The following is a 9,605-nucleotide window of genomic DNA, read 5'->3' as shown; positions in this document are numbered from 1 at the left end:
GGCGTGATGCGTATTCTACTCATCCGGTACTCCTTGTCAAATACTTTTTGCATTTTTTTACTTAAATTTATTTCTATTTTACTTAGCATTCCTATATATGTGAGCTCTCTGTCCAGCAAACTTATCAATCTCTATTTTCAGATTAACAAGGTAACATTATATCGCTTCAATTCAGTTAGGCTGCTAACCCAGACGATTGCTTGCCAGACAGGACCCTATAAGTTAATCTATTGATCAAATTATTAACATGATAGCTTGGAATTGAATAATGCGTGTATTTTATTTTCTCTGCTTGGCATTCTGCCTGCCATCCTTAGCGTCAGCCAATTATAACCATTACCATCGTTATCCGACTCACTCCTTAGCAAACGCGTTCAGAACTGGAACGGATACCAATGGTAAAGCGTTGTACCTCTGTATTGCTCGCTTATTTAATAGCTCCCAGCCTGGTAAAACCTGGGCAGGGTATGGCCGCTGTAATGTCCCCTATGGTGGAAAAGAATATATCGTTGACGAGTTTGATATACCACCCAGGCAACTATTTAACCACACGCAGTGGCAAGGAGATCACGGTGAACTCCCTCTAAGAATTGGCCGTGATAGTAATGGTGCCCCGCTATTTTTATGCCAAGCTTTTTTAAGGGTAGCAAACAGCCCGGTAAGACCTGGCCTGGTTATCATCATTGTAATATTTCCTATGGCGGCCATGAAATTATTACTAATAATTACCTTATATTGGTTGATAAAAATCGGCACACGCATCCGCATGGCTCTTATGGCAATCCATACCAAAACCAGTATCCCAGCTACTACCGCGGTAGCCGCTCCAATCAGACTGTTCAGCAATGTATCCGTGGACCATTCGGCGAACAAGCCTGTGGATTCAATTGTTTACGCTCAGTCAATCGAGTTGCTTGTGCAAAAATGCCTGATCAACAATGTGTTGCTGATAGCTTTGGACATATTAGCTGCGGCTATGGTTGTGTGAAGTCGCCCTTGAAAGTAGCTTGTGCGCAGAGACGTGATGAAAATTGTGTTCTTAATAGCTTTAATGAAATTGCGTGTGGTAGACATTGTCGAATAGACAATTTTAATCATATTCGGTGTGGAAATAATTAGGGCTGACTACAGCCTTGGCTTCGCTCATAGCGATAAAAAGTCATATCATACTTATTTTTTCATCACGCTGCTGAAAAACAGCGTCTTTACACTGCCAATCTGTTTTGGATAAAGTAGGGAAAAAGACATCAGCATCAAATTGATGGTGGATCACCGTTAGATAAACTTGCGAAGCCAGATCAAGGGATTGTTCATAAACAGTAGCTCCTCCAATAATCATCACATCAGGCACATTTTTTACCAGTGCTAAGGCCTTCGTAAGTGAGTCAACTACTGCTACGCCTTCCAAGGAAAGATTTTGTCTGCTTAAAACAATATTCAATCGTCCTGGTAAAGGTTTGCCGATAGAATCATAGGTGTTTCGTCCCATGATGATCGGCTTTCCCATAGTCACTGTTTTAAAATGTTTAAGATCTGCTGGCAGATGACAGAGCAAGTGATTATCTTTTCCTAATCCCCGATTTTCATCGACCGCAGCAATTAAACTAATGATAGTCATTTTCTGCTTTCTCTTATTCTTGCCATTGATTCTGCCATACGGACTGCGGCCAGCAGACTACCAGTCTCCGCTAAACCAGTACCCGCTAAATCAAGTGCAGTGCCATGATCAACAGACGTACGAATAATGGGTAAACCAAGTGTCACGTTAACCGCTGAACCAAAACCTGCATATTTTAATACGGATAATCCTTGATCATGATACATAGCAACAAAGGTATCGCAGTGTTGGAGATTACGGGGTGTAAACATGGTATCTGCAGGAAAAGGCCCCTGAACATTAATCCCTTTTGCTTGCAATTCGATTAGAGCAGGAGTAATAACCTCAATTTCTTCTCGCCCTAGATATCCACCCTCGCCAGCATGAGGATTTAAACCCGCGACATAGATACATGGATCACTCAAGCCGAAATCAGACTTTAGCGCCGTATGTAAACACTCAACCACTGAAGCAATTAAAGGTTTCGTGACGGCATCAGCCACCTCTCGTAATGGAAGATGAGTGGTCACTAAAGCGACTTTCATTGCTTCACAAGCCAATAACATGACCACGGTTTCTGTATTGCAGTGTTTTGCTAAAAACTCTGTATGGCCAGTAAAAGCCATACCTGCCTGATTAATAATAGCCTTATGCACAGGGGCAGTAACCAGAGCAGCAAATTCGCCTTGCAGGCATTTATCCGCCGCCAAGCCCAGCATATCAATCACATAGTTTGCATTTAAGGGATTTAATTGACCTGGCACAACCTTGATAGCGCAAGGGATGGATAAGACCGTCAAGTGATTTGGCTTAGTAATAATAGGAACATCAGGTTGATAATTAGAAAAAGTAATTTGTAATTTCAATTCTGCTGCTCGCTGCGCAAGCAAGTCCTTATCAGCTAAAATGACTAGAGGTAAATCATAAGCAGCAAGGGCAAGACATAAATCAGGCCCTACCCCTGCTGGCTCACCACTACTAACCAGTAGTGGTTTCATGCCAATTTCTTATCCAAAATACTGATGTAGGCTTCTGCGCGCAGATGTTGCTGCCAATTTTGTACTGCTTCCGTAAATTTCCGCTGTTGCAAAAACTGTCTAACTTGTTGACGCTTGAAAGAGGCTGTGTCGTCAATCTTTTTACGTTCCAAGACCTCAATTAAATGCCAGCCAAAAGGCGTTTTCACTGGTTTACTAATTTTATGTAGAGGCAATGCATCCATCACTTTCTCAAACTCAGGTACCAATTCACCAGCGCTCACCCATCCTAAATCACCACCTTTAACAGCACTTGCAGCATCAAGCGAATATTGTTTGGCCATCAGAGCAAAATCTTTACCTGATTTTAATTGCTGATACAAATTATTGGCTTGTTTACTTGCTTCAATCGAGGTCATACTTGCATCCTGTTTTAGCAAAATATGGCGCACATGCGTTTTTATAACCTCATGATGCCCATCATCGCCACCGATAGCCGTTAATTTAATCAACTGATAACCATTCCCTGTCCGTATTGGTCCAGCAATTTCCCCTACCTTCATGTTCACTACCTGATTGGCAAAAATCTCAGGAAGTTCAGCAAGATGACGTTCGCCCAAATCACCACCCTCCAAAGCAAACTCTCCACTGGATTCAGCAATAGCCATACGACTGAAATCATCACCGTGTTTTAGTTTAACAAGCAAGTCTTTCGCTTTTTGGTGAGCTTTGTTTAATTGCTCTGTTGTAGGCTCTTCTGGTACAGGAATGACAATATTTTGCAGGTGGTAAGTCTGTTTGGTTTTATCATCCTGTTGTGCGGTTTTCATGTAATCTTCTACTTGTTGGGGTGTCACAGCGACTACGTCTTTACCTACCGCTTTTTGTTGTAAGCGGCTAATCAGCATTTCTTTACGAATATTTTCTCGGTAGCTTTGCCAACTTAACCCTTGCTTACTTACTTCTTCGCGCAACTGAGTCAGGGTTAACTTGTTGTTAGTTGCAATTTTATTAAGCGCCTCATTTAGGTCGGCAGTATCTACTGTGATGTCATTTTGCTTCGCTATTTGCAGCTGTATATCAACATCGATTAAATGTTGTAATACTTGTTTACGTAAGACAGCTTCTGAAGGCAATTGCATTCGTTTAGCATCCAATTGCTGTCGTAAAATCTCGACCTGAGAATTCAGTTCACTCTCTGTAATAACACCGTCATTAACAACAGCAACCACTTTATCCAAAGGTTGTCCAGCAATAACCAAGGCTGGTAAGAGCAACAATAAAAATGCAATCCGCTTGAGCATGCGATTATCCTCTTTCTTTTTTCCGGCAATTTAGGCCATTCTTAATCAAAATACAAGCAACTTTAGTTAATTTAAAACAAAATTAAAGGCTAACTATGAAAACTATCGGTATAACTCGGAATATAAGTGTGTATTGTACTAGCTGGGTCGCTATTTCCAACTGAGCCTAGTCCTTTTAATAAAATCTGTAAATAGACATTATTGTTATATCTTGGCTGCAATTGGGTATTTAAATTCTGGAAGGTACGTCCTCCTATCAACCGTACTGCCCAACAACAACTGTCATATTGTAATCCCAAAAAAGTCATCATTGCATAGCGTTTACTGATATTGTAATTATAAGCACCTAAAGTGCTCCACCTCTCATTTAAAGGCCAGGCATAGGCAAAAGTTGCCTGATGCAAGGAGTTATCCTGTACCTGACTATTGGCCACTTGAGTAATGTCGCCATTAACCAAGTAGGAATAACCGACACTCACAATTTGATTCTTTGCCGGTTGGTAATGAAAATTAAGATGGCCATTATTCGTTGCACTTGTATAAGGATCCCAAACATAATCACCAGTTAATACCCAAGCTGGATGAAAATGATAGACTGCACGACTTGCGATGGGCGATGATTTCGCAAGAGGCGATAAATAACCCAAAGTTAAAGGGTTATCTACACAAGTTCCTATGTTATTTTGACAAAGTTGTACCCGACGATTAGCAAAATAACGAATTTGGCCGATGGAAATTGTCGCCTTCTCACTACCTGTCTCATCGGAGAGCCAACGTGAACTAACTGCATAACTCAATTGATTAGCGTCACCAATACGATCAAAACCTGAAAAACGATTAGTACGAAAAAGTTGGTCTGTATTAAATATCATATAGCCAGAGTCATACACAGGAATGGGGGTTTGATCATGAAAAGGGACATGGAGATAGTAAAGACGAGGTTCCAAAGTCTGGGTAAACATTTTCCCCATAACATTTACTGGACGTTCAAAATACAAACCGCCATCCACACTATAGCGAGGTATTGTACGATTAAATTGTCTGCTTAGAGGCGTGCCATTGTTATTCAAAGCATAGGAGCTGTAATAATTCAGTCCATAAGGATAATAATTGCTGCCATAGATATTATTATTTAAGAAATAGGGACTATTATTCAACGGAAAAGCATCGCTATCAAAGAAAGTACGATTTTGCTTAACGTCATAGTAGTTCTCCACCAGCTCTACGGCCGGAGTAAAATATCCCCAAGGCTTCATTTGAGGAAAAGACAAAATTGGATTTAAATGATAACGTGGTCCTTCTGGTTTTAATAAACGACTATCCGGCCATTGAAAGTAATCAAATTGCCCCAATAGAGAGAAATTACCTCTAAGAGGTAAATCATCATAAACTCCCCGCGCCATTAATTGCGGCAAGCGTTGATAAACATCCTCAATAGGCGTTTGATTAATTGGACGCAAGGTTTGATAACTTTGGACCATACCACGAAATAGCCAATTATCTGTTGTATAGGTCAAATTGCCCTGACGCAACAACTGTCGTTCAGTTAAGATAGCAAGATTTGAGCTAAAATCTTGCAAATAATAGGGATCTGAAACCTGTTGAAAATTAATCCCCATATGTAAATTAGGATTAAACTGCGTACTATCTTGCAACTGCACAGACCACCGATCGGTTGAAGTACCACGCAATTGCGGATATTGCACTTCATTATCCAGTATAAAATTGCGAAAGGCGCGATCATTAGGTAAAAAACGGCCATTGAATACACCGTAAGACCTATTGGTCAAATACCTAAATTGACCTCCCAACATCAAACCACGACGTGAATAAACATGTGGGATAAGGGTAGCATCATAATTTGGCGCTATATTCCAATAATAGGGTTGAGCGTAATCAAAACCACCAACATTCGACGTTCCAATAATTGGCATTAAGAACCCTGATTTACGCTCTTTCGAGGTAGGAAAACTAAAATAAGGTGTGTAAAACACAGGCCAGCCACCTACACGTAATTTAGCATTTCGTGCTACCCCTGTTGCCTTTGCCTTATCAAGCGTAATAGTCTCTGCTTCGATTTGCCAAGCTTTATCCTGAGGCGCACAATTACTATAAGTAGCCTGCTCTAAACGATAATCTTGATTAGCAAAACGTTGAATCAAACTAGCACGTCCCCATGCCGGCAAAATAGCGCCTTGGCGCTGTGAATTAAAACGATAGAGAACATCTTCAACTTGTCCAGATTTATCTTGGGGATTAATAGTCGCCTTTCTCGCAATCATTAAGCGCTCAGCCTCTAAATATTTTACCTCTCCAAATAATTCAATTTTTGTTACTTTATTCGATTTGGCATCACGGTAAACATAAGCCGTTTGTGCATTCACTATCCGTTCAGTTTGTTGGACTTCCACATCACCAGACAATTGAGAACGGCCTTGATTATAAAAAGAAACCTCATTGGCCATGATTCGTATTTCATCGTCCGCCAGCGGAGTAACAGTCAGCGGTTTGTAAGACCCTCGGCAAACAGAATAAGGAGCATTTTCTTGCCACCCTAAGCATTGGGCAATTTTAGAACGAACAATCGCATTTAACTCAACATCGCGCGCGATTACGCAAGCTTGTACTGGCTCCATCATAATATCAGAGGCATAAGTCGCCACATGATACGTGCCTATAGCCAAAGTGCTTGCTGCAATAAAACCTGTAAACACGTAGCGATGACAAATCATTTTATGAATTACTTGCGGTATAGCATTAAACCTAATGTTCAGCGTCACCAAAATACCTTATGATCCACATGCACAAGGTGCATGATAATTTAGGGGCCGTTGAAATTTCTACTCTCTTGGCCGAAAGCGTCGCGTTTCGAATCAAGCCAATGAAATGTCAGCAGATCCTATCAATTGCAAAAAACATGACACCTGCAAGCAAGAGTCCATGTGAAATTCTCTCATTAAATTCTGTAGAATTTCATGGCTGGCTCTAAAAAACAAGGCTGAGGAGTATAACATGCATAATCGACAAAACGCACTTAACAAGTGGCTTGAAAAAGTGCTTTTCCCGTCTAAATTTACCCTACATCCTCTAGCAGGTGATGCAAGCTTCAGACGTTATTTCCGTCTGCATCATAATTCGATGACCCAAGTAGTTATGGATGCCCCCCCTGATAAAGAAGCACTACAACCTTTTCTCACTGTAGCCGGCTTGTTGACCACTGCTGGTATACGTACCCCGCAGATCCATGCTGTCGATAAAGAACAAGGTTTTGTTCTTCTGGATGATTTTGGTGACGCGTTGTTACTCAATCATCTCAACGTAGAAACGGCCAACAAATTCTATCCTATGGCCATGGACACGCTCATCAAAATACAACAATGTTCAGTTCAAGCAACAGCACAGCTACCCGTCTTTGACAAAGCATTTATCATGTATGAGTTAAACGTATTTCGTGAATGGTTTTTAGACGCTTATTTAAAAATAAAATTAACCACAGCAGAAGAAAAATTATTAGATGAAACCTTTGCTCAACTGTGTGACGCAATCTTGGAGCAACCACAGCTCTTTATTCACCGCGATTATCACTCACGCAATATTATGTTGCTTGCAGAGCATGACAATCATTCTTTAGGGATTATCGATTTTCAAGATGCCATGCGTGGCCCCTTTACTTATGACCTGGTCTCTCTCTTGAAGGATTGCTACATTCAATGGCCCCGCGAACAGGTAATGAAATGGCTAACTACTTTCCATAGCCAGGCACCTCATGCAACTGGTTGGTCTTTATCAGCATTTACCCGTGCCTTCGATTGGTGTGGTCTACAACGTCATTTAAAAGTGTTAGGCGTTTTCTCCCGCTTGTATTTGCGTGATAATAAAGCCAATTATTTGCAGGATTTACCGCTAACCCATCATTATGTCATGGCGTGTCTTGAAACCTACGAAGAATTACATCCTTTTTACCAATTCATGCAAAACAGGATTCGTCTACCATGAAAACTGCCATGATTTTAGCCGCCGGCAGGGGAGTACGTCTCAAACCCCTTACTGATCAAGTACCTAAAGCCATGTGTCAGGTACATAACAAACCACTGATTGAATATCATGTAGAAAAGCTTGCCAAATCAGGATTTGAACGTATCGTTATTAATCATGCTTATTTGGGGGGGCAAATACGTCAACACCTTGGTAACGGTACCAGATGGGGAGTTGAAATCTGTTATTCTCCTGAGCCTCCAGGCGGCCTTGAAACAGGTGGAGGCATTCACGCTGCGCTGCCTTTGCTAGGTAATACACCTTTTATAACTGTTAACGCCGATATTTTTACTGATTATGATTTCTCTCAATTAAGTTTGGCAGAAGAAACCATGGCTCATCTGGTTCTCGTTCCTAATCCACAGCATAATCAAGGTGATTTTGGCTTGGGAAATCAACAACGACTAACCAATCAGAAATTATATACCTTTGCAGGAATAACTTGTTATCGCCCAGAAGCCTTTGAGCAATGTAAAACAGGCAGATATTCCGTGGTTTCTCTACTTCGTGATTTAACCAGCAGGAACCTGGCTAGCGGAGAACTCTACCAGGGCTTATGGATTGATATTGGCTCCTCTGAACGACTCAAATTCGCCAATATTACTTCTTCGACTTAACTCTTCGGAGTTCGCACACCCTCATAATCAGGAATTTCTTCGATATCCACTTCTTGGACAGCAGCAGGTTGAACGGTTTGCTGTTGTTTTTTGCTAACAGTAGGCTCTTCTCCCGGGAAGGACTGTTGTCGGGTAGTCATGTCAATCCCTTGGTCCTGCATATAGCTTTCAAACCCATTATCCCCTTCCATAAGTTCACTTAACTCACCACCCTCAGCTCTAACCTTGCCGTTTTTACCGACAGTAAAGCCACCATTCTCATCAATTTTATAGATGACACTATCATCGCTACGATAATGATGGCTCGCAAGCCAGGTATTAAATAAATTATCAACGACTTCAATTGTTTCACGATCTTCATCAATCTTAGCATCCATTTCTACACCATCAATGGCGATGCCTCGCCGGAAGTCGCCTTTATCATTGAAAGCGTAATCCATTACAACACTCTTATCCTGAATTTTATCATTCATTACCGCTACTTCTTGTTTTGCCAGATTCTGTTGTAGATTCTCAAAAGGGTTCTCAGCAGTCATATTACCAGACCAAAGCTCACTATTCTGGCCACGCAGGAAATGGACATTCTGGCGAACATTATCCATCTTTTTCAACATTGACTGAGTGGGGGCTTTATTAATTACCCCCTTTTGTGTAAATGTAGCTCTTGCTCGTTCACAAGCATAGTCTATTGCTTCAATAGTGGTAGCAACTTCGGCGATTTGTCCAAACGCCTTAGCAGGTGGCAATAAACCGCGTTTATCTTTATCTTTAACTACCTTTGGTCTAGCCATAATCCACTCTCATATAAATTCATTATCAATAAAAAATCTCTCATCAGTAGATGCGAAAACCATCTTCATTGCTTGTTACAATATTATCCCCATGAATTCTAAGAATTACCTCTTGGAATTTTAATGATTATAGCAAATTCATACCCCTTAAAGTGCAGCAGGCAAACCCTGTAACCGTTAAGAGACCGTAAAATAAAATGTTATCGCAGTCATTGGTGTATACGGCTGTCTTCAAACGTATACTTTGAACTAGGGAATGTCCCTAGTCCAAAGGATTCGGAAAA

The 9,605-nt window shown here is 41.0% G+C and carries 8 protein-coding genes; 3 read left to right on the top strand and 5 right to left on the bottom strand.

Annotation, left to right across the window (positions count from 1 at the left end; genetic code table 11):
- Positions 1-268 precede the first annotated feature (268 nt).
- Complete coding sequence (locus BN58_RS22370; RefSeq protein ID WP_019215977.1) at positions 269-988, top strand: DM9 repeat-containing protein; 720 nt, start codon at positions 269-271, stop codon at positions 986-988.
- A 171-nt stretch (positions 989-1,159) separates the two neighbouring features.
- Here the strand turns inward: BN58_RS22370 and BN58_RS22365 are convergent, their stop codons facing one another.
- From BN58_RS22365 to BN58_RS28100, 4 genes are all read right to left on the bottom strand, one after another.
- Entirely contained in the window at positions 1,160-1,618 is a 459-nt protein-coding gene (locus BN58_RS22365; protein WP_019215976.1) for a dihydrofolate reductase, read from the bottom strand.
- Positions 1,615-2,595 (bottom strand): 4-hydroxythreonine-4-phosphate dehydrogenase PdxA, encoded by a 981-nt coding sequence (gene pdxA, locus BN58_RS05400; RefSeq protein ID WP_019215975.1) that lies wholly within the window; start codon positions 2,593-2,595, stop codon positions 1,615-1,617. The genes BN58_RS22365 and pdxA overlap by 4 nt, the downstream gene beginning before the upstream one ends.
- Positions 2,592-3,878, bottom strand: a complete 1,287-nt coding sequence (locus BN58_RS05395) for a peptidylprolyl isomerase (protein WP_019215974.1) — start codon at positions 3,876-3,878, stop codon at positions 2,592-2,594. The genes pdxA and BN58_RS05395 overlap by 4 nt, the downstream gene beginning before the upstream one ends.
- Positions 3,879-3,967: 89 nt before the next feature.
- Positions 3,968-6,610 (bottom strand): LPS-assembly protein LptD, encoded by a 2,643-nt coding sequence (locus tag BN58_RS28100; protein ID WP_051131843.1) that lies wholly within the window; start codon positions 6,608-6,610, stop codon positions 3,968-3,970.
- A gap of 280 nt (positions 6,611-6,890) precedes the next feature.
- Here BN58_RS28100 and BN58_RS05385 point away from each other — a divergent pair, with 280 nt between their 5' ends.
- Together BN58_RS05385 and murU are read left to right on the top strand one after the other, a co-directional pair.
- On the top strand, positions 6,891-7,874 hold the full coding sequence (locus BN58_RS05385) for an aminoglycoside phosphotransferase family protein (RefSeq protein ID WP_019215972.1): 984 nt from the start codon (positions 6,891-6,893) through the stop codon (positions 7,872-7,874).
- A complete protein-coding gene (gene murU, locus BN58_RS05380; protein ID WP_019215971.1) occupies positions 7,871-8,530 on the top strand; it encodes an N-acetylmuramate alpha-1-phosphate uridylyltransferase MurU in 660 nt (219 codons plus the stop codon). Before BN58_RS05385 ends, murU begins: the two co-directional genes overlap by 4 nt.
- On the opposite strand, the gene BN58_RS05375 is transcribed toward murU, so the two are convergent.
- Entirely contained in the window at positions 8,527-9,321 is a 795-nt protein-coding gene (locus tag BN58_RS05375; protein WP_019215970.1) for a hypothetical protein, read from the bottom strand. The genes murU and BN58_RS05375 overlap by 4 nt on opposite strands.
- Positions 9,322-9,605: the final 284 nt, after the last annotated feature.

The sequence above is a fragment of the Legionella tunisiensis genome (assembly GCF_000308315.1).
Lineage (GTDB): Bacteria > Pseudomonadota > Gammaproteobacteria > Legionellales > Legionellaceae > Tatlockia > Tatlockia tunisiensis.
The sequence above is the reverse complement of the archived record's forward strand: the minus strand, read 5'-3'. Positions and strand labels throughout refer to the sequence as shown.